The 22,928-nt window shown below is 47.7% G+C and carries 23 protein-coding genes and 1 tRNA gene; 2 read left to right on the forward strand and 22 right to left on the reverse strand.

Annotated elements, in window-relative coordinates:
- Positions 1-10 precede the first annotated feature (10 nt).
- Entirely contained in the window at positions 11-283 is a 273-nt protein-coding gene (locus tag BLR73_RS08455) for an HU family DNA-binding protein (protein ID WP_013064050.1), read from the forward strand.
- Positions 284-355: 72 nt separating this feature from the next.
- On the opposite strand, the gene BLR73_RS08460 is transcribed toward BLR73_RS08455, so the two are convergent.
- From BLR73_RS08460 to aroQ, 13 genes are all read right to left on the reverse strand, one after another.
- Positions 356-1,159: a gluconate 5-dehydrogenase gene (locus BLR73_RS08460; protein WP_013065004.1), complete on the reverse strand. Its 804-nt coding sequence runs from the start codon at positions 1,157-1,159 to the stop codon at positions 356-358.
- Between the two features lie 33 nt (positions 1,160-1,192).
- Positions 1,193-1,263: transfer RNA gene (locus tag BLR73_RS08465), tRNA-Gln, on the reverse strand.
- 61 nt (positions 1,264-1,324) lie between these two features.
- Positions 1,325-2,620, reverse strand: coding sequence for a tyrosine--tRNA ligase (gene tyrS / locus BLR73_RS08470; RefSeq protein WP_033150736.1), 1,296 nt, complete (start codon positions 2,618-2,620; stop codon positions 1,325-1,327).
- Between the two features lie 36 nt (positions 2,621-2,656).
- Entirely contained in the window at positions 2,657-2,887 is a 231-nt protein-coding gene (yidD, locus tag BLR73_RS08475; RefSeq protein ID WP_013065440.1) for a membrane protein insertion efficiency factor YidD, read from the reverse strand.
- Positions 2,884-3,276 carry a ribonuclease P protein component gene (gene rnpA, locus BLR73_RS08480; protein WP_013063323.1) on the reverse strand — a complete coding sequence of 131 codons (393 nt, stop codon included), beginning with the start codon at positions 3,274-3,276 and terminating at the stop codon, positions 2,884-2,886. Before rnpA ends, yidD begins: the two co-directional genes overlap by 4 nt.
- A 6-nt stretch (positions 3,277-3,282) precedes the next feature.
- Positions 3,283-4,032 carry a uroporphyrinogen-III synthase gene (locus BLR73_RS08485; RefSeq protein ID WP_013063921.1) on the reverse strand — a complete coding sequence of 250 codons (750 nt, stop codon included), beginning with the start codon at positions 4,030-4,032 and terminating at the stop codon, positions 3,283-3,285.
- 7 nt (positions 4,033-4,039) lie between these two features.
- Positions 4,040-5,056, reverse strand: a complete 1,017-nt coding sequence (locus BLR73_RS08490) for a DUF4271 domain-containing protein (protein ID WP_073044816.1) — start codon at positions 5,054-5,056, stop codon at positions 4,040-4,042.
- A 6-nt stretch (positions 5,057-5,062) separates the two neighbouring features.
- Entirely contained in the window at positions 5,063-6,319 is a 1,257-nt protein-coding gene (metK, locus tag BLR73_RS08495; protein ID WP_013064279.1) for a methionine adenosyltransferase, read from the reverse strand.
- Positions 6,320-6,352: 33 nt separating this feature from the next.
- A complete protein-coding gene (locus BLR73_RS08500; protein WP_091861307.1) occupies positions 6,353-9,166 on the reverse strand; it encodes a M16 family metallopeptidase in 2,814 nt (937 codons plus the stop codon).
- A 106-nt stretch (positions 9,167-9,272) separates the two neighbouring features.
- Positions 9,273-10,502: an FtsX-like permease family protein gene (locus BLR73_RS08505; protein WP_091861054.1), complete on the reverse strand. Its 1,230-nt coding sequence runs from the start codon at positions 10,500-10,502 to the stop codon at positions 9,273-9,275.
- 4 nt (positions 10,503-10,506) lie between these two features.
- Complete coding sequence (gene rbfA / locus BLR73_RS08510; protein ID WP_013064301.1) at positions 10,507-10,842, reverse strand: 30S ribosome-binding factor RbfA; 336 nt, start codon at positions 10,840-10,842, stop codon at positions 10,507-10,509.
- A gap of 16 nt (positions 10,843-10,858) precedes the next feature.
- Entirely contained in the window at positions 10,859-11,491 is a 633-nt protein-coding gene (locus BLR73_RS08515) for an O-methyltransferase (RefSeq protein ID WP_091861057.1), read from the reverse strand.
- Positions 11,488-11,904, reverse strand: coding sequence for a type II 3-dehydroquinate dehydratase (gene aroQ, locus BLR73_RS08520; RefSeq protein ID WP_013065627.1), 417 nt, complete (start codon positions 11,902-11,904; stop codon positions 11,488-11,490). Before aroQ ends, BLR73_RS08515 begins: the two co-directional genes overlap by 4 nt.
- A 91-nt stretch (positions 11,905-11,995) precedes the next feature.
- On the opposite strand from aroQ, the gene xerD reads away from it, so the two are divergent.
- Complete coding sequence (xerD, locus tag BLR73_RS08525; protein ID WP_091861059.1) at positions 11,996-12,907, forward strand: site-specific tyrosine recombinase XerD; 912 nt, start codon at positions 11,996-11,998, stop codon at positions 12,905-12,907.
- On the opposite strand, the gene murI is transcribed toward xerD, so the two are convergent.
- From murI to pckA, 9 genes are all read right to left on the reverse strand, one after another.
- Positions 12,894-13,727: a glutamate racemase gene (gene murI, locus BLR73_RS08530; protein ID WP_013064700.1), complete on the reverse strand. Its 834-nt coding sequence runs from the start codon at positions 13,725-13,727 to the stop codon at positions 12,894-12,896. The genes xerD and murI overlap by 14 nt on opposite strands.
- Positions 13,714-14,229: an OmpH/Skp family outer membrane protein gene (locus BLR73_RS08535; protein ID WP_091861061.1), complete on the reverse strand. Its 516-nt coding sequence runs from the start codon at positions 14,227-14,229 to the stop codon at positions 13,714-13,716. The genes murI and BLR73_RS08535 overlap by 14 nt, the downstream gene beginning before the upstream one ends.
- A gap of 31 nt (positions 14,230-14,260) precedes the next feature.
- Positions 14,261-14,764, reverse strand: a complete 504-nt coding sequence (locus BLR73_RS08540; RefSeq protein ID WP_028906630.1) for an OmpH/Skp family outer membrane protein — start codon at positions 14,762-14,764, stop codon at positions 14,261-14,263.
- Between the two features lie 47 nt (positions 14,765-14,811).
- On the reverse strand, positions 14,812-15,327 hold the full coding sequence (locus BLR73_RS08545; RefSeq protein ID WP_013063167.1) for an OmpH/Skp family outer membrane protein: 516 nt from the start codon (positions 15,325-15,327) through the stop codon (positions 14,812-14,814).
- Positions 15,328-15,338: 11 nt separating this feature from the next.
- Entirely contained in the window at positions 15,339-18,014 is a 2,676-nt protein-coding gene (locus tag BLR73_RS08550) for a BamA/OMP85 family outer membrane protein (RefSeq protein WP_091861064.1), read from the reverse strand.
- Between the two features lie 59 nt (positions 18,015-18,073).
- Positions 18,074-18,817: an isoprenyl transferase gene (locus tag BLR73_RS08555; RefSeq protein WP_033150744.1), complete on the reverse strand. Its 744-nt coding sequence runs from the start codon at positions 18,815-18,817 to the stop codon at positions 18,074-18,076.
- 5 nt (positions 18,818-18,822) lie between these two features.
- Positions 18,823-19,479, reverse strand: coding sequence for a type IX secretion system protein PorG (locus BLR73_RS08560; RefSeq protein WP_033150745.1), 657 nt, complete (start codon positions 19,477-19,479; stop codon positions 18,823-18,825).
- Between the two features lie 2 nt (positions 19,480-19,481).
- Entirely contained in the window at positions 19,482-20,618 is a 1,137-nt protein-coding gene (locus BLR73_RS08565) for a DUF6242 domain-containing protein (protein WP_143010912.1), read from the reverse strand.
- A gap of 487 nt (positions 20,619-21,105) precedes the next feature.
- Positions 21,106-22,719, reverse strand: a complete 1,614-nt coding sequence (gene pckA, locus BLR73_RS08570) for a phosphoenolpyruvate carboxykinase (ATP) (RefSeq protein WP_013065231.1) — start codon at positions 22,717-22,719, stop codon at positions 21,106-21,108.
- Positions 22,720-22,928 lie beyond the last annotated feature (209 nt).

Consider the following 22,928-nt stretch of genomic DNA (forward strand, 5'->3'; position numbering starts at 1 on the left):
TTTTAAGATTATGAACAAAACAGAATTGGTAGAGAAGATCGCAGCAAGTGCTGGCATCTCAAAGGTTGACGCTAAGAAAGCTCTCGACGCAACAGTAGTAGCTATTAAGGACGCTCTCGTTAAGGGCGACAAGGTTGCTCTCGTAGGTTTCGGTACATTCAGCGTAAACGAGCGTCCTGCTCGTGAGGGTATCAATCCTCTGACAAAGCAGAAGATTACAATTGCTGCTAAGAAGGTTGCTAAGTTCAAGGCTGGTGCTGAGCTTGCTGACGCTATCAAGTAAGTCGATTGTAAATAAAAATTTAATGGGGATCCTTTTCAGGGTCCCCATTATTGTTATATATGTATAATGTGCTTATTTAGGCTGCTTGCCGATATAAGCCAAGATACCACCATCTACATAAAGCACGTGACCATTTACGGCATCCGAGGCGTGTGAAGCCAGGAATACAGCAGGACCACCTAACTCTGAAGGATCGAGCCAGCGACCGGCAGGTGTCTTAGCGCAGATGAATGAATCGAATGGATGACGGCTTCCGTCTGGCTGACGCTCACGCAATGGGGCTGTCTGTGGGGTAGCGATATAGCCAGGGCCAATACCATTACACTGGATGTTATACTCACCATACTCCGAGCAGATGTTACGAGTAAGCATCTTCAAACCACCCTTAGCAGCAGCGTAGGCAGATACAGTCTCACGGCCCAGCTCACTCATCATAGAGCAGATGTTGATGATCTTACCCTCGCGACGCTCCATCATCTCAGGGATAACAGCTGAAGAGCAGATGAATGGACCAACGAGGTCGATATCGATAACCTGCTGGAACTCGGCGCGCTTCATCTCGTGCATAGGGATACGCTTAATGATACCGGCGTTGTTCACCAGGATGTCTATCTGTCCAACCTCAGCGTGAATCTTCTCAACGAGTGCCTTTACAGCGTTCTCGTCGGTCACGTCGCACACATAACCCTTAACGTTGTCGATACCAGCCTCCTTGTAGTTGTCGAGACCACGCTGCAGAGCAGCTTCGTTAATGTCGTTGAAGATGATGGTTTTGATGCCAGCAGCAACAAATGCCTTAGCAATGTTGAAACCAATACCGTAAGATGCACCAGTAATCCAGGCGTTCTTACCCTCTAATGAAAATAGATTTGCCATAATTTGTTTGTTTTAGAAAAATGTTCTTAGTAGTTGGACGACTCGGATTCGAACCGGGAATGACAGAACCAAAACCTGTAGTGTTACCATTACACCATCGTCCAAGAATATTTGGCTGCAAAGGTACGAAGTTTTTTTCTAAGTACCAAATTTTGCAGCCAAATATTATTTAACGATCAGCAAGTAGTAGTTCTTTTTGCCTTTCTGGGCCAAAAGATACTTGCCATCAATCAGATCCTCGGCTGTGATAGCGCGGTTCTGATCTGTAATCTTTTCTTTGTTCAGCGATACACCACCGCCCTGAACCATCTTACGCATTTCGCCCTTAGATGGGAATACAGGTGCAACGGTTGTCAGCAGCTCGATAGCGGGCTGACCAAGCTGATCCTTAGAAATCTCGAACTGGGGAACGCCGTCGAATACATCGAGCAGTGTCTGCTCGTCCAGCTTCTCAAGGCCTTCCTTGGTTGATTTGCCAAACAGGATGTTTGATGCCTCGATTGCAGTGTCGAGAGCCTCCTTTGAGTGTACCAGTACGGTAACCTCCTCAGCCAGACGCTTCTGCAGAACACGACGACCAGGATCCTGCTTGTGCTCCTCAATCAGGGCGTCGATAACGTCCTTCTCAAGTGATGTGAAAATCTTGATGTAACGCTCGGCATCGTCGTCGCTTACATTCAGCCAGAACTGGTAGAACTTATATGGTGTGGTACGAACAGGATCGAGCCAGATGTTTCCACTCTCGGTCTTACCAAACTTCTTACCATCGCTCTTGGTAATCAGTGGACAGGTGAGTGCGAAGGTCTCAACCTCATTGCCTAGAGTACGACGGATAAGCTCAGTGCCGGTAGTCATGTTACCCCACTGGTCGTTACCACCCAACTGCAATTTTACGCCGTAGTGCTGGTAGAGATACAGGAAATCGTAACCCTGCAGCAGCTGATAGGTGAACTCTGTGAACGACAGACCGTCGCGGGCAGTACCGTTCAAACGCTGCTGTACGCTCTCCTTAGCCATCATATAGTTAACGGTGATGTGCTTACCAACCTCGCGTGCAAAATCAAGGAAGGTAAAGTCCTTCATCCAATCGTAGTTGTTAACCATCAGTGCAGCGTTAGGCTCTTTCGACTCGAAGTCGAGGAACTTGGCAACCTGCTTCTTGATGCACTCCTGATTGTGATATAGTGTTTCGTTGTTAAGCAGATTACGCTCCTGGCTCTTACCCGATGGGTCGCCAATCATACCTGTGGCACCACCTACCAGAATAACAGGACGGTGACCGCAACGCTGAAGGTGGCGGAGCATCATGATACCGCAAAGGTGTCCGATATGCAGCGAATCGGCTGTAGGATCGGTACCCAGATAGGCTGTAACCATCTCTTTCTGGAGCAGTTCTTCTGTACCTGGCATCATCTGTGCCAGCATACCACGCCATTTCAGTTCTTCTACAAAGTTCTTCATCTTTATCTAAAATATTATTTCTTTATTCTTTCTTTACTAAGGAACGGGGTCGTAACCTGAACCGCCCCATGGGTTGCATCTTAATATGCGCCAGATGGCCAATCCTAAGCCCTTGATGGGGCCGTGCTTCATGATGGCCTGCTTGGCATACTCGCTACATGTGGGAGTGAATCGGCACGAAGGTCCTAAAAGCGGAGAGATGGCCATTTGGTAAAAGCGGATAGGTAATACCAACAGCCACGAAATGAGATGTATCAGTCTCTTCATGCTTTGTCTTTAGCAATCTGCTTCATGAGGCTTATCATCTTCTTCTCAACATCAAGTGTTGGGAAGTGTTTGTCGGTCAGCCAGATGATGGCTATCAAGAGCATCTCGTCTTCGTTTACCTTACCTTCGAGCAGTGATTTGTTCTTGCGGTAGGCCTCACGAACCTGGCGTTTCACCCTGTTTCTGTCAACTGCGTGCTTAAAGCGTTTCTTAGGCACGCTGATGAGCAGTTGCACAGGGGCACACCCCTCATGGTGTTCTGTTTTAAGAAAAACAGCCCTTAGAGGATAAGCAGTCAGCGAATGACTATTGCCTTTCTCAAAGAGCGTTTCTATCAGCAGGTTGCTGACGATGCGCTCCTCTTTACTGAAGGTAGGCGCTGTCGTCATCAATTCTTAGTCTTGTATTTCAAACAGGTAGTGCTGCAGAGCACCTGTCATTGATGGATACTTCTCGTTAGGAGCCTCGATATCCAAGCGCAGACCGGCTTCCTTGGCAGCCTTTGCTGTTGCTGGACCGAAAGTGGCGATAGCAATCTTGTCCTGCTTGAAGTTGGGGAAGTTCTTGGTCAGCGACTCGATTCCGGCAGGGCTGAAGAAAATCAGCATGTCGTAGTCGAAGTTCTTAACCTCTTCCTCAGTGAAATCGTTGCTCACAGTCTTGTACATCACACACTCGGTGTGCTGCAGCTTCTTAGAGTCGAGCAGGTTGGCCAGACTGTCGGTATGTACATCGCTCAGTGGAACAAGATACTTCTCGGTCTTATGCTTAACCATGGTAGGAATCAGATCGTCGATACGACCAGTCTCACCAAAGAAGATCTTGCGCTTTCTGTACTGCACATATTTCTGGATGTACAAAGCAATAGTCTCGGTAACACAGAAATACTTCATGTCCTCAGGAATGTTGATTCTGAGCTCCTTGGCCATGTTGAAGAAATGGTCAATGGCATGACGCGAGGTAAATACGATGGCAGTGTGATCCAGGATGTTCACCTTCTGTGCACGGAAATCTTTAGAGCTGATTGCCTCGACCTTGATGAAAGGACGGAAAACCAGTTCAACACCAAACTTGTTCGCAATATCGAAATATGGCGACTTCTCACTTGTTGGCTTAGGTTGTGAAACCAAAATCTTTTTGAGCATATGTGTCCTAAATATTTATTTTCAAATTCTCAGTTATTACCAGCAATCCGCTCCAGAGCGAAATTAAAGGTATCATTTCGAGGGCACAAAAGTACAAAATATTTTGCAGAAAACCTCCTTTTTGATTAAAAAAGATAACATAAGACTTATAAAATGTGAGAATTTTAGCAAAAATAACGATAGTTGCGGTATAATAGATGGCATTTTGGAGTGAAAACTGGAAATATGCCAAAAGTAATACCAATGGGAATAATGCTACCCCTTCGAGTGATGTTATGAGTAGTAATGACCCTTGGAATTGTAAATTTTTTCTCTTTGAAAAGAATACACTGTTCACTATCGAATACAATATCATTCTGCCTAACATATAAATCAGTATGCTCAATCCGTATATGAATAGCAGCGTGTATTCGGATGAGAATACAAAGGTGTTAGCCACAAAATGGTTGGTGTAGAAATAGTATAGCAGTGCATAAAGCAGACAGGTGATAAACAGGAACAGAAACTGGAATTTGATTTCGCTGCCTGTCTCGTCGAGCATTTGGACCGACTTGGATGGCGAGAAGAAATGCTTGGTCTGCTTGATGATAAATCCTGATATGCGCGATAAGGTGAATGTTATCAGCAGGAAACAGAAAATCAGAATGCCAGTAACAAAGCTGTCGTTCTGAATGGTGTAGGGGATAGGGGCGCCCGAAACGCCAATACGCTCTACATTCAGTTCCGGATGATACATCGTGTTGTTCGAGAAAAAGTTCTCGCGGTAATAGTTCGGCAAACTCACTTCCTTCAGGTCGCGAGGTATCTCTTGTCCTGGTAGGTGCAGTGTGTCAGGTCTGCTGCTGTAATGAATCTCTTTGGGTTCAAACCACTCTTGTATAGCCGAGTCCTGTTGGGCAGGCGTAGCATCTTTAGGCAACAACCGCAGCACCTCGTAGGGTGTCTGCGGTTTCGCCGTATGAACTGCCACCGTATCTCCGGGGGCAGATGTTATAGTAGTTAGGATGCTATCGTTTTGCAGCATATCTGATTACAGTCCGAACTCTTTGCGGATATCGTCTACACGGTCCAGCTTCTCCCATGTAAACAGTTCTACATTCATCGTTTTTGTTTCGTGATAATGACTGGTGAAAGTCTTCTGTACTACCTCGCACTTACGTCCCATATGTCCGTAGGCTGCTGTCTCGCTGTACATAGGCTGACGGAGCTTCAGGGTACGCTCAATGGCCTTTGGACGCAGGTCGAAGAGCTTCTCGATCTTCTTGGCAATCTCGCCATCGCTCATCTGCACGTTGCTGCGACCGTAGGTGTTTACATAGATGTTCATAGGTTTAGCCACACCGATGGCGTAGCTTATCTGTACCAGCATCTCATCGGCAACACCTGCTGCAACCATGTTCTTGGCAATGTGACGGGCTGCATATGCGGCACTGCGGTCAACCTTCGATGAGTCTTTACCCGAGAAGGCACCACCTCCGTGTGCACCCTTACCACCATAGGTGTCGACAATGATCTTACGACCAGTCAGACCTGTATCACCGTGAGGACCACCAATCACGAACTTACCTGTTGGGTTAACGTAGTACTTGATGTCGAGTCCGAACAGGTCGAGTACCTTCTGTGAGTGAATCTGCTTCTTTACACGTGGAATCAGGATGTTGATGACATCGTCCTTGATCTTGGCCAGCATCTTCTCGTCCTCGTCGAACTCGTCGTGCTGGGTTGATACTACGATGGTGTCGATACGCTCGGGGATACCCTCGTCTGAATATTGTACAGTTACCTGACTCTTAGAGTCGGGGCGCAGGTAGGTCATTTCCTTACCCTCCTTGCGGATATCTGCCAGGGTACGCATAATGAGGTGTGCCAGATCGAGGCTTACGGGCATGTAGCTCTCAGTCTCATTGGTGGCGTAACCGAACATCATGCCCTGGTCGCCAGCGCCCTGTTCGTCTTCGTTGCCGTTGTCAACACCGCGGTTGATGTCGGCACTCTGCTCGTGGATGGCACTCAGGATTCCGCATGAATCGCCGTCGAATTGATACTCTGCTTTGGTATAGCCAATGCGCTTAATTGTTTTGCGGGCCATAGTCTGCAGGTCGATGTACACATCACTGCGAACCTCACCCATGATTACAACCTGACCTGTAGTGACAAACGACTCGATGGCACAGCGTGCCTTCGGGTCGTAAGCCAGAAATTGGTCAAGTATTGCATCAGAAATCTGATCGGCCACCTTATCGGGATGGCCTTCAGATACTGATTCTGACGAAAATAGATAACTCATTCTCTCTTAATTCTAAATACTTAATTCTAAATTCTACTCTGCGGGCAGCATGATCACCTCGGCACGGTTGCCCGACTTCAGAACCTCTTTTACAAGGGCACTGATGCTTTCAGGTGTCTGTGCGTTCACCAGCTTCTCAAAGTTGCTGTGGAAGTCGATGCCATACTTGCGCCAGCCATTAATGATGCTCAGCCAGTAGCTGTTCTGCTTTACCTGGTCGCCATGACTCTTCAGCATGTACTCCTTTACCTTCTGCAGTTTTTCTGCATCACAGGTCTTGGCCATAGCTGTCACCTCATCGCGCAGAATCATGATGGCAGTATCTGCCTTCTCTGGCTTCATGGGGCAAACGGCAAGGATCTGAGCGATAGTCTCAAAGTCGTTGCGCTCAACGCCGGCCATTGCCTGTACGGTATAGGCGGCACTGGCATCTTCACGAATCTTCTTCAGATATTCCATGCTGAGAATCTGTCCAGCCATGTCAATTTTGATATCGTTCTCTGCTGTCATAGGAATATCTTCTGAGTACCACTGCATAACGGCAAAGGCCTTTGGTGTTTCAGCCTTCTGCTTGAAGTTGTTGATGGCAACACCCTTGAAGAGGGTAGATACCTTTGGACTCTTTACCACTTTTTTCTTAGCAGGAAGTGATGCCAGATAGGTTTCGATAAGTGGACGGATAGTGCTCTCGTCGTAGTTACCAATGATGGTGAAGGTAAAGGCAGCAGCGTTGGCTGTCTGTTCCTTGGCCATCTCGAGGATACGATCGTAGTTAACCTTAGTCAAATCGGCTGTTGTCAGCACCTTGTTACGTGGGTTGTTGCAGGTCAGGGTGGCAGTCAGTGAATCCTGAAGTACAGCCTCGGGCTGCAGCAGACGGTTCTTCATACTAACCTCTGTGGTCTGCATCAGGTTGTCGTACGACTTCTGGTCCTTTGCAATGTTGGTGAAATAAAGGTAAACCAACTGCAACATGGTCTCAATATCCTTTGGTGTAGAGCTACCGCTTACATTCTGGCGGTTAGTTCCGAGTGAGATAGATGCACTGGCAATCTTACCGGCAAGAGCTTTCTCGAGCTCAGTGTGTGAGAAGTTGCCCAGACCGCTGGCTTCGATCACATCGTCGAACATCTTGATGTTGGCAAAGTCTTTCTCGCCATAGAGGGCTGAACCTCCAAATCCTTCACCACGCAGCAGTACCTGATCCTTCTTGAAGTCGGTCTGCTTCAGGATAACCTTTGCACCGTTAGAGAGAGTCAGCTCGGTGTAGCCGAACTGGTCGTTCTTGGTCTCTTTCTTGATGCTACCCTTCTTAGGCATGGTGGTCATCAGTGGCTCGTCCTTTACATTGTCAACGTAGGCCTCGATCTGGGCCGAACGTGCATCGGCAATAGCCTTCTTCATGCTCTCCTCTGTAGGATATGCTGAACCCTCCTTCTCTGTGTTCATACTGAATACCACCAGGTTACTGTCGTTGGTCAGGATCAACTCCTTCATCAGGGCGTTGATGGCCTCCAGAGGCAGCACTGGAATAATCTGCTTCATGGTGGTATAGGTGTAGTCAATGCTTGGCATTGGAGTATTGTTCAGGAAGTTCTGAACACACTGATTTACAAACTGCGAATTGTAACGCTTGTCTTTGTTTGAGTACTGTTTCTCAAGCTGACTGGTGTAGTTCTGCTTGAAGCGGTTGTACTCTGTAGCTGTAAAGCCGAACTCTGCAGCACGGCGTGCTTCGGTGAGGGCAGCAGTAACAGCTGCTTCAATCTGGCCGTCCTTAGGACTTAAGTCTATTTCAAAGGCATCCTTTGTGCTTGAGAGTATGTATCTGCCGTCAGCAGCTCTTGCGCTCAGGAATGGGCTCTCGGGCTTCTCGGCATACTCCTTCAAACGGTCGTTAAGCATCAAAATACATGCATCTTTCAGATAGTCGGTCAGCATGTAGGTAAGAGTTCCCTTCAGTGTGTCGGGGAAAACCTCATGCTTCATCATAATCATCACCTCGTTGGTGCGCTGCTCTTTATCCTTGTCGATAACGTAAATAGCCTCGGCATTGTCGGGCACCGACTCTTTGGTAACGAGTGTGCGGTTCTCTGGCAGTACGATAGATGAGAACAGATCCTTGATCTTCTTCTCAATCTGATCTACATCTACATCACCTACTACAATGATACCCTGATTGTCGGGACGGTACCACTTCTCGTAGTATGACTGCAGGAATGGACGCTCAAAGTTGTCGATGATCTCCATCAGGCCGATAGGCATACGATGACCGTACTTTGAACCTGGATAAAGCTTGGGCAGATCGCGCTCCAGCATGCGCATGAAAGCACTGGTGCGCAGGCGCCACTCCTCATGAATCACACCACGCTCCTTTTCAATCTCTTCCTGCTCCAGCAGCAAGCCGTCGGCCCAGTCGTAAAGAATCAGCAGACAAGAGTCTACGATACCCTCACGTGTGGTGGGGACATTACTGATGTTATATACGGTTTCATCGATTGATGTGTAGGCGTTCAGGTCACCACCAAAGTTGATACCTACGCTCTCGCACCAGCGAATCAGCTCGTTGCCTTTAAAGTGTTTTGATCCGTTGAAGGCCATGTGCTCAAGGAAGTGAGCCAGACCACGCTGATCGTCGTTCTCCTGAATAGAACCTACCTTCTGAGCAATGTAGAACTCAGCACGGTTCTCTGGCCAGTTGTTGTGACGGATGTAATAGGTTAATCCATTGTCAAGTTTGCCGATGCGTACATCGGGATCTACGGGAATTGATGGCATCTGCATCTGTGCCATCATCGCTACTGTGCCGATCAGTGTCAGCAAAATGGTCGATAGAATTTTCTTCATGTCATTTAAGTTTGGTTGTTGCATAATTGTTATCGGGTGCAAAGTTACACCTTTTTTACTTATTTGTTGCAAATTCTACGTTAAACCTACGTTAAAACTAAATTACCTACACTAATAGTCGCTTAGCAAAGTAGCGAACGGGATACCATACAGAGAGGAAACCTACAATCAATACCGTGCAGAATACCAGGATAATATCCTCGGGATGCACGCTTACGGGGTAGGCGTTAATTACAAATGTGCCGCTCGATGAGCCTAAGGCCACAATGCCGTATTGCTGCTGAAGCCAGCACAGGGTCAGACCAATGACGATACCTAAGATGGCACCGATGGCTGAGATCATACGACCCTCGAACAGGAAGATGCGAACAATCTGCTTGTCGCTCGCACCAAGGTTACGCAGTGTAACTACATCGTCTTTCTTATCGATAATCAGCATCGACAGCGAGCCGATGATGTTAAAGCAGGCCACCATCAGAATGAACGTCAGGAAGATATAGGCTATCAACTTTTCAATCTTCATAATCTTGAAAGTGTCGTCCTGTTGCTCAAAACGGTCTTTTACAATGAACTTGGTGCCACACAGCTGCTTAATCTGATCTTTCGTCTTGTCGAAGTTGCTGCCTGGCTTCAGGCGTAGTTCGAGCGACGAGAGCATGCCCTGCTGTCCGAAGATGCGACGGGCGAATGCGATGCTGGTCAGGATGTAGTTCTTGTCATAGCGCGACTGCTTTACGTTGAACAGAACACCGGGTGAGTAGAGCTCATCTTCCTCGAATGCCTCGTCGGGGTTGGTCATGTCTAACTGGCCTTCGCGTCGTGGGGCATAAATATGGATAGGCTCTTCATAGGTGTAGCCTGTGCCTAACGTCTCGGCCAGTCGGATACCTAAGGTGCCGTAGTCCATATCGGCAGCATGCAGACTGAAATCGCCATCGCCCACCAGAATCTCGTTGATGTGGGTAAGCTGGGCAAAGTTGTCGTCAACACCTTTGATTACCACCATCGCCTGTCTGCCACGATAGATGGCCAGTGCCATGTCCTCTACGCTCTCGGTAGCTACCTCAATCTCGGGCAATTGTCTGATTTCTGTCAGAATCGGGTCGTCGGCAGCTACGGTCTTTCCTTCGGCAGGCACCACTTTCAGCTGCGGGTCGAAACTGGTAAAGAATGTTGCTACCAGATCGTGGAACCCATTAAACACTGATAGTGTGACCACCAGCGCCATTGTAGCTACGGCCACACCAATCACAGAAATACCACTTATGACGTTGATGGCATGAGTGGATTTCTTTGAGAACAGGTACCTGCGGGCAATAAAGAAAGGAAAGTTCACCTTTTTACTTTTTCAAAAGTTCGTCGATGTGCTCAATATAGTCGAGCGAGTCGTCGATAAAGAATCGCAGCTCTGGAATGATACGCATCTGGTTTCTTACACGAGTGCCTAACTCGTAGCGTATCTGTTTGGTATTGGCATTGATGTTGGTCAATATCTCTTCGCCCTTCTCGCTGGGGAATACGCTCAGATAAGCGGTGCAGATACTCAGATCGGGTGAAATCTTGGTACGTGTAACCGATATCATCACGCCGTGAGTAGCACGCGTCTGCTGCTGGAATATCAGCGAGAGCTCCTTCTGCAGCAATCTCGCAATCTTGTTTTGTCTTGTCTCTTGCATCTCTAAAATCTTAATTCTAAATATCTTTTTTTCTTATCAGTGTCAACCCGTCTCTCAGTGGCAGTATCACCTGCTCTACGCGAGCGTCGCGGGCTATATAGTCGTTAAATGTCTCAATGCCTTGGGTTTGTCGGTCCTTATCGTAGGCATGGTCTATCACATGTCCGTCCCAAAGTGTGTTGTCGGCCAGTATAAAACCGCCGGGCTTCAGTACGCTCATCACCATCTCGTAACAGTCTCGATAGGTGCGCTTATCACCATCCATAAAAGCCATATCAAAGGCTATGCCTAACTTTGGGGCCTCTTGTAACGCATCGCCAATGATGAACTCTATCTTATCACCCACACTAGAACCTTCTATCCACGGACGGGTAAAGTCCTCCATCTCGTCGTTAATCTCGAAGGTATATAGGCGTCCGTCTTCGTCCAACCCCTCTGCCATCGATATAGCGCTGTAGCCGCTAAAGGTGCCTATCTCTAAGATGTTCTGGGGGCGAATCATCTTCACCAGCATCTTGAGCAGTCGGCCTTGCAAGTGGCCGCTCGCCATACGTCCATGAATGGTATGTATGTGGGTGGCGCGCCATAGTCGGTACAGGTAGTCGGGCTCTGGCTCCGTATGCTGCAGGATATACTCGTCGAGCGTCATCCCTTCAGAGCTTCTATGGCCAAACGGTACGAGTCGAGACCGAAGCCGAGAATTACACCTTTGCAGGCGCATGAAATCATCGACTTATGACGGAACTCCTCGCGCTGGTGCACATTCGAGATGTGAACCTCGATCACAGGTGCCTTGAGCGAACGGATACAGTCCTGCAGAGCTATAGAGGTGTGGGTGTAGGCGCCAGCATTCAGAACAATGCCGTCGTAGCTAAAGCCAACCTCTTGCATCTTGTTAATCAGCTCGCCCTCTACGTTGCTCTGATAGTACTCGATGTCGATGTCGGCAAAGCGCTTACGCAACTCAGGCAGGTATGCGTCGAACGACGACGAACCATAGATGCCTGGCTCTCTCTGGCCCAACAAGTTCAGGTTCGGACCATTGATAATCAGAATCTTCATTTTTGTAACTTTGTATTAATACGGCTGCAAAGTTACAAATATTTTTCTATATATTAGAAAAAAATACTAACTTTGCACCAAATTTGTGCAAATGATTGACCAAAAGGGCATTGTAAAGGCTTATGTACGCTATTTGAAGCTGCAACGTAATATGTCGGGTAATACGCTCGATGCCTATCAGCGCGACTTGCGTAAATTGCTTGACTATCTCGAACATGAGCAGCTTGCTATAAGCGATGTGACGTTAGCTGATTTGGAACATTTCTCGGCCAGTTTGCATGATATCGGCATTCATCCTCGTTCGCAATGTCGCATTCTGAGTGGTATCCGTAGCTTCTTTAAGTTTGTACAGTTGGATGGCTATCGTGATGATGATCCTACCGAACTGTTGGAGTCGCCACAGATTGGCGACCATCTGCCCGAGGTACTCACTACGCAGGAGGTAGATCGTCTCGAAGAAAGCATCGACCTTTCCAAATGGGAGGGCCATCGCAATCGTGCAATCATTGAGGTGCTCTTTTCGTGTGGCTTACGTGTCAGCGAGTTGGTTAACCTCAAACTTTCCGATCTTTATCTCGACGAAGAGTATGTGCGTGTGCTGGGTAAAGGCTCCAAGGAACGTTTGGTGCCTATCTCGCCCAAAGCCATTCAGGAGTTGGGGTACTGGTTTGATGATCGCAACCTGATGAAGATAAAGCCTGGCGAGGAAGACTATGTGTTCTTGAATCGTCGAGGCTCCCACCTCACTCGTACCATGATTCTCATCATGATCAAAGCCCAGGCCAAGGAAGCCGGCATCCAAAAGACCATTTCTCCCCACACCCTGCGCCACTCTTTTGCCACCGCATTGCTCGAAGGCGGCGCCGACCTTCGCTTTATCCAAGCCCTTTTAGGACACGAAGATATCGGTACCACCGAAATCTACACCCACATAGATACTTCAACCCTAAGACAAGAAATCTTAGAGCATCATCCACGAAATAAGAAAACTAACCTAAAGTGATGTTATCTACCTCTACGGGTTCGTGGAGGAAGATTTGGGCTTGTTCCTTGAACTTGTTGGGGTTCTCGGTGGTGAGGTAGTGTACACCTGCACCTTTAGAGCATTTGGCTTCGATATTTGGATGGCGCTCCAAATATTGTTTCAAACTCTCGGCTACGTATTCGCCTTGGGGTACAACGCGTACTCCTGCGGGGAGATACTTCAGAATCTTAGGCATCAATAAGGGATAATGGGTGCAGCCTAAGATGATGGTATCGATGTCGGGATCCTTACGCATGATTTCGTCGATGCGTTTCTTTACGAAGTAATCGGCACCTGGCGAGTCGGCCTCGTTGTATTCTACCAGTGGCACCCAGAAGGGACAGGCCACGCCTGATACCTTGATATCAGGAAAAAGCTTGTGGATCTCAAGGTCGTAGCTCTCACTCTTGATGGTTCCTTCGGTGGCTAATACGCCAACATGCTTGGAAGTGGTAAGATCGCCAATTACCTCGGCTGTAGGACGGATGATACCCAACACGCGACGTTCGGGATCAATCTTTGGAAGATCGTTCTGCTGGATGGTGCGTAGTGCCTTGGCCGAGGCTGTGTTACAACCTAAGATAACCAGGTGGCAACCCATCTCAAACAGTTTTACTACGGCTTGGCGCGTAAACTCATAAACCACGTCGAATGAACGTGGTCCATAAGGCGCACGGGCATTGTCGCCCAAATAAAGATAATCGTATTCGGGAAGCAGTTGACGGATGCCATGCAGGATGGTGAGTCCGCCGTAACCACTATCAAAAATACCAATTGGTCCTGGATTACTTGAGAGCATCCTTAACTATTTCGTTGATATCTTCGCCCAGAGCGGGATTGATGAATGGGCAGGCATCGCTGTCGGTATTGACAATGAGTGCCAGACCACGTTGCTGGGCAATGGCGCTAAGCGTCTCGTTAAGACGAGTCTTGAGGGCATTCATTGCCTCTTTTTCAGCGTCTTCAAGCTCCTTTGTGCTCTTGTTCTTAAACAAGATGTTCTGCTGCATCAGCTCCTGAAGTTCTGATTGGCGCTTCTGCAGAATGCTTTTAGGGAAGTCGCGCTGACCATCAAGAAATTCCTCGTACTTCCTGTTGAATTCGTCTTCTACACGCTTGGCCTCTGCCTGATACTTGGCTTTGAGGTCGGCCATCTGCTGCTGAACCAGCGCGTAGTCGGTCATCGACTGGATGGCAGCCTGATAGCTCAGGTAGCCAAACTTGATGGATGATGTGGCGTCGCCCTGTGCAAATGCGTTGAGCGATACGAATGCCACAAGAAGTACGAGGAATCGTTTCATGATGTTATAATTTGGTAGTTATACTTTCGAATTACTTCAAACCTAACTTTGTCTTAACCTGAGCAGTTACATCGGTAGAGAGGGTAGTGCTGATGTAAGGCAGCGAGTTGTTCTCCATGATGTAAACATACTGACCAGCCTGACCTACGGCCTTGATAGCATCAAGAATCTTGGTCTGGATAGCCTGCATCTTCTCAGCCGAAGCCTTCTGCAAAGCCTGCTGGTTGTCCTGGTAGCTCTGCTGAATCTTGGTGTACATATCCTGCAGTTCCTGCTGACGGCGCTGCTTGATGTTCTCGGGCAGTGAAGCCTGCTCCTTCTCGAAAGCCTCACCCTTCTTCTGCAGTTCGTCCTGCATGCTCTTCAGGTCAGCCTCATACTGGTCCTGCAGTGCCTTAATCTCGTTCTGAGCCTTAGTAAACTCAGGCATGGCCTGCATAATCTCCTGGGTGTTCACATGGCCGAACTTACCCTGTGCATTGGCGGTAGTGAAACCGCAGATAGCGCAAAGTGCGCAGATAATCAATTTTTTCATATTACTTATTGTTTTTAATTATTATTTTTTCAAATATCAATTATCAATTAGTTAGCGTATCCCAACTTACGAAGCACCTCTGACGAGATGTCAATCTTGGGCGAACTGAAGATGATACCGGCATCGCTGGCACGATCGAGTACCAACTGATAGCCTCGCAGTTCTGCTATATCTTTAATCACGTTGTAAACCTCTTCCTGTATGGGGTTCATCAAGGCGGTACGCTTCTTAAACAGCTCGCCCTCTGGACCGAAGTAGTGCTTCTTCAGCTCGGCAGCCTGCTTCTCCTTGTCAACGATAGCGTCCTGCTTGGCTTTCTTCTGCTCCTTCGAGAGGAACACCACCTCGTTCTGGTAGTTCTTATAAAGTGTCTGGGCTTCGGCATTCAGAGCGTCAACCTCAGCCTGCCACTGCTTTGATACCTGACCTAACTGCTCGTTGGCACGCTCGTAGGCTGGGATGTTCTTCAGGATGTACTCCATGTCGATCACTGCCACCTTCTGGGCGTTGATACTTGTGAAACCACAGATTGCGCAGATTGCGCAGATAATCAATTTCTTCATAACTGTATAATTTAGAATTCCTGACCGAGAATGAAGTGGAAGTTGCTTCCGCCCTTCTTCTGTGCACCATACTGGCTGGTGTAAACATTGTCGAAACCGTATGCCCAGTCGATACCCATCAAACCAACCATAGGCAGGAAGATACGAACACCGAGACCTGCCGAACGCTTCATCTTGAATGGGTTGAAGTCCTTGGCGTTGGCCCAAGCGTTACCACCCTCCAGGAAGCCCAGTCCGTAGATAGTGGTGTTACCCAGCATGAATGGGTAGCGCAACTCGAGTGTGAATCGGTCGTAAGCGTAAGAGTTGTAAGATGAGATGGTACCACCCTTCATCATGGTCTCGTAGGCCGAAGAGTAAGAGAGTGATCCATTCTCGTATCCGCGCAGTCCAATGGTCTCTTCCGAGTAGCCGTATGAGTATCCGCTCATACCGTCACCACCCACGTAGAAGGTCTCGAATGGTGAGCGCTTATTGCTGTTGTAGCTGCCTAATAGTCCCATCTCTACACGGGTCATCAGCACAAAGCACTTCTGACCGCCTGTGAGGGCTGTAAAGGTGCGACTCTTAAACTTCCACTTGTGGTACTCAATCCAGCGATAAACGTCCTGCAACTCGTCCTCATAGGTAGCCGAGTTAGAGTTCTTGGCCAGATTAGCATAGTCCTTATTGTCGAAGAGCGACCAAGGTGGTGTAACGGTTACAGATGCCATGAACTCTGAACCACGACGTGGGAACAGCTGGTTGTCGGTAGATGTACGACTCAATGTCAAACCAAGGTTGATATTGTTACAGTTACCGTTGTGGATGTAGAAGTAGCTCCAGTCGCGCAGCATGTAGCGTGAGAAACCGAGCTGTGCCGACAGTTGGAAGTAGTCGTCGGGCCAGCGCAGACGCTTACCCCATCCTAACGATGCACCGAATACGGTCATGGTCTTATCATCGTCGAGCATCGACTCATAGTTGTAATAGTAATTATTGTATGAGCCGTAGCCACCGCTGTACATGTAGTAGTTGTTGTAGAATGAATTGTTACGGTAGTAACTTGAGATGTCGCTCTGCTTAGAGTAGAACACACCCACATTCAAACTGTTAGGACGCTTGCCGCCAAACCAGTTGGTACCGTAGTTGGCACTCAGTGAACTATAGTAGCTACCGTTGGTCTGGAAGCTGAAACCCAGCTGCTCACCATCGCCATAAGGCAGAATACCGCGGTGCAGTTTATTCTTACCAAACAGGTTACGGATAGAGAAGTTGTTGAACTTGATACCAATCTTACCGATGATACCGGTCTGTCCCCAACCTAATGAGAACTCCAGCTGGTCGTTACTCTTCTGCTCCAGGCGCCAGTTCACGTCAACCGAACCATCCTCAACGTTTGGCTTGATATCTGGAACAACCTTTTCAGGATCAAAGAATCCCATTGATGCGATATCACGTACCGAACGTGTCAGTGCCTCCTTGTTGAACAGGTCGCCTGGCTTGGTGCGCAACTCACGACGTACCACCTCTTCGTACAAACGGTCGTTACCATAGATACGGACATGGTTCAGGTGAGCCTGAGGACCTTCGGTTACACGCATCTCGATATCGATAGAGTCTCCGTCGATGTTTACCTCAACAGGGTCGATATTCGAGAAAACATAACCGTTGTTATAGTAATAGTTACCAGCGGCATCCTCGTCTTCACGCAGGCGCTTGTCGATGTGCTTCTGGTTATATACATCACCCTTCTTCATGCCTAATACGGCATTCAGGTAGTCGGTTGTAACCACAGTGTTACCTACCCATGTGATATCGCGTACAAAGTATTTCTCACCTTCGTCGATCTTTACTAAGATGTTTACGTGCTTGTCGTCGCAAGGATAAACCGAATCCTCGACGATGGTTGCATCGCGGAAACCTAACTCGTTATATTTGTCAATCAGAGCCTGCTTTGCCTCCTTATAGCGCTCGTCGGTAAACTTCTTGGCCTTGAAGAAGTTGGTAAACTTACCTGCTTCGTGAATCTTTCCGAAAGCACCCTTGCCAAACAGCGAGCCTTTAATCTTGCCAGTCTTCAGCTTGTCGTTACCCTGGAACACCAGCTGGCGTACCTTCATCTTGTCTTTCTTGTCGATGTTTACGTCAAGTGTTACCTGTCCAGAGGCGTCCTCATGCTGTATGATGTCGATCTCGGCATTCTTGTAACCCTTGTCGTCGAAGTATTTCTTAGCCAAGATCTTGGCACGGTCGATGATGTTACGAGTCAAACTCATACCCTTAACCATACCCAGCTTAGCCTCCATATCCTCGCGCTCGGCCTTTTTGATACCGTTGTAGTTGATGGTCTTGATACGTGGACGCATACCTAAGTGAATGCACAGGTAAATCTTGTTGCCAACAATCGAGTCGGCAGTAATCTGAACCTTCGAGAACAGTCCGTTACGCCAGTAGCGCTTTACGGCTTCGGTAATCTGCGAACCTGGTACCTCAATCTCCTGACCTACTGTCAGTCCCGAGAGACCAGCTAATACATAATCCTCGTATCCCTCAACACCCTCAACTGCGATACCACCGATTTCGCAGGTACGAGGTGTACCGGCGTACGAGATATCAGGGTTTACAATCTTATCCTGTGCAGAAGCAGTGAAAGGTAAAAAGGTTAAAAGGCAAACAGGTAAGATACCTTTCACCAGTCCTTTCACCTTATTTATAATATATATATAAGTCACTTTCTTTTTTACTTTATTACTTTCTTACCTTTTTACTTTTTCTCTTCGGCCTCTACCTGTGCCTCTGTCTTGCCGAATCTGCGCTGGCGGCTCTGGTAACTATAGATGGCCTTATGCAGGTCCTCTTCCATAAAATCGGGCCAGTATGTATCGCAGAAGTAAAGCTCTGAGTAGGCAATCTGCCACAACAGATAGTTTGATATACGAATCTCACCACCAGTACGGATCAGCAACTCTGGATCGGGCATGAAATTAGTCCACAAACGTTCGTTGATGGTCTCCTCGGTAATGCTGTTTACATCCAGTTTTCCTTCCTTTACCTCCTGAGCAATCTGCTTGGTAGCTGTGGTCAGCTCCAGCTTCGATGAGTAGCTCAGTGCTACTACCATGGTCATGGCGTCGTTCTTGGCAGTATGCTCCTCGGTCTCGGCCAACTTCTTGTTTACGGCATCGGGGATACGTGAACGGTCGCCCACCACGCGGAAGCGTACGTTATTCTTCATGAAGATCTCGTCCTCAAGCGATGTGAGTACCAGTCCCATCAGGGCTGCAACCTCGTCGGCTGGACGATTCCAGTTCTCCGTAGAGAAGGTGTATAGCGTTAAGAACTTGACTCCCAGTCGGGTACACTCAGAAGTGATGCGGCGCACTGCGTCTACACCTGCCTGGTGGCCAAAACTACGGTCTTTACCACGCTCCATGGCCCAACGTCCATTACCGTCCATAATGATGGCAATGTGCTGGGGAATCCTGTTCATGTCTAAAAGTTCCTTCATATATCTTAATATCTATCGTTGTTACACGTTTTGCATTTCTCCCAAAGGTCGTAGGTTAGTGCTATTTGTAGCACGCTGTAGCCATCGGTGTTCTTAAACAGGCCGCTGCTCTTAATGCCTAAGGGATCCTTACTGCCGTCCAGCTTGTCGCTCAGCGTAAAACGCATGGCCCACTCAGCTGTCAGGTTCAGTCTGTTGCCTATTTTATATTTTATGCCTGCGCCTATTGGCAGGTTCATCGTTGCTCCTTTCTCTGGTCCGCCATAAAAGCTTGCGCCTGCACCTATGGTGATAAATGGTGTAAAGCGCCTTGCGCCTCGGTATTCATAACCTGTTCCATACGGCCAGAAGTTGTATTCCAATCGTACGTCAGCCTCGGTTACATTGTGACTGAACTCGTAGCCATTGGTTATTGTTTCGGCTTTGCCTTTCAGTTTGCCTGTGCCTAAATCAAAGGCTATGGCCACACGTGGATCCAGTCGGTATTTGGCTACTAATGCCAGCCAAGGCTGCATTCCTTTCAGTGGATTGCTGTTGTAGTCGCCTACATAGCTTACCAAGCCTACACCGGCACCTATCTCCATCTTGTACTCAGGCTCGTCCTGAGCAGAGGCGGCCATCGTTATGGCCAGTGCGAAGATTACTGCCAGCAGCTTTTTCACTGTTATTCAATAATAAGGCCTCGCCATACTTCACCGGTATCCTTGCCTACCAGCCAGAGATAGCCGTTGTCGTCGGTGATGGCGGTGAGATTATTGGTGCCCAAAGCATCGGGTAATGTATATTTCGTTGTCGTTTTCCAGGTGATGCCCTGATCGCGACTTACGTAAATGTTCTTGTCGTTGCCGATAGCCAGAACCACGTTGTTAAAGCGTACCAGGTTCAGGTTCTCCATCTTAGGCAGATAGTAACCGCTGTATTCCTCGATAGGAATGAGCACCCATCTTGAAGGCAGACTGTTATGGGCATATTCTGCTATCTTGCGCCATACCATACAAGCTTTATCGCTCTTGTCGTTGGTGCCTATCAGCATCTGGTAATCGGTAGAATCGTTGGCAGCAAAGGCCCACGATGCAAAGGCGATATTATCTGTTGGCAGCCAGGCTGCATCATCGTCGAGCATATCTGCAGCCCATGTGTCGCCGTTGTCCTTACTTACCATCAGCATACCGTCGGTGCCAAATGCATATCCCTCGGCTGTGCCATAGCCTAACAACTGTTTCATACCTGCTGCAGCAGCTTTCTGTTCCCAAAGGGCTTTCTTAGCATCGGTAGGCAGGTCGGCAGCAGTCTTCTGCTCCCAAATCATCTTATTTGTCTCGGCCTGGTGTACGTTGATTGATACTGCATAAGTGCGATAGCTGTTACCGCTCTGTGCGTATACACGCAGGTCTTTCAGCTTGGTAAAGTCGATCGAGTCGGTACTGCTGTAGTAGAGCAGTGAGTCTTCGCCGTTCTTATCTGGGTAGTTTACTACCACCGTACCAGAGTTAAGGCTGCTGATTGTGGCCAGAACGTGGTTCAAGTCAACATCCGATGGCAGCGAGTCGGTATTATATATCTTGCGCTGTGCCTGATCGATGGTGAATACAACAGGGTCGCTCAACGTTTTCTTGTAAACAGAATCCGCACCTGCCGAAGTTGTGGTATGTACATAACGATTTACACACGACAGCTTGAACTGTGTAATAGCCGTGTTGTTGTAATACTGGGTGGTGTCGTCGTTCTCGTCCTTCAGGCACGAAGTCATCAGCAGGGCACCCGCCAGCATCATGCAAAGCGTAGAAATATATCTTTTCATTGAGTCAATAATCTCTATTTTGTTCAATTTGGCTGCAAATTTACGCACATTTCTGCAAAAATGAGCACATTTCTACTTATAATTAATGAAAATATGCCATAATTTGACCGATTTTAAGTTAGTTTAGGGTTTTAATACCAAAAAGAGCGCGGTATGAATCACTCACCCCGCACTCAATTCAACGTATGTTAGTATGCATGAGCGTATAAATGCTCAGGCCGGCAGATAATCCAACCGTTACTAACATAACAGTTGTTTGAAAATCTAATAACATAATCTTTTACCTTAAAATCTAACTAATAAAAAACCTAATGAAATACATGTAATCTCCCGATTACAAGTGCAAAGGTACAAAGAAAAAGTGAGAAACTAAAAGTGAATAGTGAATAGTTGAGGGTCTCAAGAGTTGATTTTGATATATATCAATAAAAATTGGCCACGCCTTTCGGCGCAGCCAATTCTGATATTTAAAGTGATAAATCTCTTATTAGAGCTTTGGACCAGCAGCTACCAGAGCCTTACCAGCCTCGTTGCCCTCGTACTTCTTGAAGTTCTTGATGAAACGGCCAGCCAGATCCTTAGCCTTCTCCTCCCACTCAGCAGCGTTAGCGTAAGTGTCGCGAGGATCAAGGATGTTGGTGTCAACGCCCTCAAGCTGTGTTGGAACCTCGAAGTCGAAGTAAGGGATCTTCTTGGTAGGAGCGTTCAGGATAGCACCACCCAGGATAGCGTCGATGATACCACGAGTATCGCGGATAGAGATACGCTTACCAGTACCGTTCCAACCAGTGTTTACGAGGTATGCCTTAGCACCGCTCTTCTCCATCTTCTTAACCAGCTCCTCAGCATACTTTGTTGGGTGCAGCTCGAGGAATGCCTGACCGAAGCAAGCAGAGAATGTTGGAGTAGGCTCAGTGATACCGCGCTCTGTACCAGCCAGCTTAGCTGTGAAACCTGAGAGGAAGTAGTACTTAGTCTGCTCAGGAGTCAGGATAGATACTGGGGGCAGTACACCGAATGCGTCAGCGCTCAGGAAGATAACGTTCTTAGCGTCAGGACCAGCACTCTTACCATTTACCTTCTGGGCAATCTTCTCGATGTGGTCGATAGGATATGATACACGAGTATTCTCAGTTACGCTCTTATCAGCGAAGTCGATCTTACCATCCTCAGCAACAGTTACGTTCTCGAGCAGAGCGTTACGACGGATAGCATTGTAGATATCGGGCTCGCTCTCCTTGTCAAGGTTGATAACCTTAGCGTAGCAACCACCCTCGAGGTTGAATACGCCCTCGTCGTCCCATCCGTGCTCGTCGTCACCAATCAGCAGACGCTTTGGATCGGTTGACAGAGTGGTCTTACCTGTACCAGACAGACCGAAGAAGATAGCTGTGTTCTTACCCTCCATGTCGGTGTTAGCAGAGCAGTGCATTGAAGCGATACCCTGCAGAGGCAGATAGTAGTTCTGCATAGAGAACATACCCTTCTTCATCTCACCACCGTACCATGTGTTGATGATGCACTGCTCGCGGCTTGTTGTGTTGAAGGCAACACAAGTCTCTGAGTTCAGACCCAGCTCCTTGTAGTTCTCAACCTTAGCCTTAGAGGCGTTGTAGATTACGAAGTTAGGCTCGAACTTCTCCAGCTCCTCAGCAGTAGGCTGAATGAACATGTTTGTTACGAAGTGTGCCTGCCATGCTACCTCAACGATGAAGCGAACAGCCAGACGTGTAGCCTCGTTAGCACCGCAGAAAGCATCTACTACATAGAGGTTCTTGTTAGAGAGCTCCTTGATAGCGATGTCCTTAACCTGCTTCCAAACCTCCTCGCTCATGGGGTGGTTGTCGTTCTTATATTCCTCAGAAGTCCACCATACCTTGTCCTCGCTCTGTGCATCCTTTACGATGTACTTATCCTTAGGTGAACGGCCGGTGTAGATACCAGTCATTACGTTTACAGCGTTGAGCTCGGTGTTTACGCCCTTGTCGAAACCCTCGAGGCCAGCCTTTGTCTCCTCTGCGAACAGAGTCTCATACGATGGATTGTGTGCAATTACGGTAGAACCTGTAATGCCATACTGAGTCAAATCTAACTTTGCCATATTACTAATCTTTATTTTAAGTTGTGAATATTATCCTTTTGTTATATATAACTTTCTAAAAAGCGCTGCAAAGTTACAAATTATTCTCGAATTGACAAGTGGCATTTAGCAATATTTTGTGCGCACACAATTCTTTTTAGGTTAAAGAAATTAAAAAATAATGCCGGAGTAGCGCTTTTGCCACTCCGACATATCATTTTATGATTTTG

Origin of the sequence: Prevotella sp. khp1 (genome assembly GCF_900102205.1) — a bacterium.
Lineage (GTDB): Bacteria > Bacteroidota > Bacteroidia > Bacteroidales > Bacteroidaceae > Prevotella > Prevotella ruminicola.